Below are 424 nucleotides of genomic sequence, written 5' to 3' on the forward strand. Positions count from 1 at the left end.
GATCGGAAGACTTACATCACCACGGAAGTTGGTCAGCACCAGATGTGGGCTGCGCAATTCTATGGCTTCGAGGAACCGAACCGCTGGCTGACCTCTGGTGGCCTCGGCACCATGGGTTACGGACTGCCGGCAGCGCTCGGAGTACAGATCGCACACCCTGATGCACTGGTTATCGATATCGCGGGCGATGCCTCGATCCAGATGTGCATTCAGGAAATGTCGGCTGCCATCCAGCACAATGCGCCAATCAAGATATTCATCCTGAATAACCAGTATATGGGCATGGTGCGCCAGTGGCAGCAGCTCCTGCATGGCAATCGCCTGTCGCACTCATATACCGAGGCGATGCCGGATTTCGTGAAGCTGGCTGAAGCCTATGGCGCACATGGTATCCGTTGTGACAAGCCGGGCAACCTCGATGCCG

The 424-nt window shown here is 56.8% G+C and carries 1 protein-coding gene; it reads left to right on the forward strand.

Annotated elements, in window-relative coordinates:
- Positions 1 to 424, forward strand: a 424-nt coding sequence (locus tag SB822_RS55085; protein WP_410858846.1) for a thiamine pyrophosphate-dependent enzyme, incomplete at both ends; no start/stop codon positions are given.

Source organism: Paraburkholderia sp. SIMBA_054, from assembly GCF_046534875.1.
Lineage (GTDB): Bacteria > Pseudomonadota > Gammaproteobacteria > Burkholderiales > Burkholderiaceae > Paraburkholderia > Paraburkholderia hospita.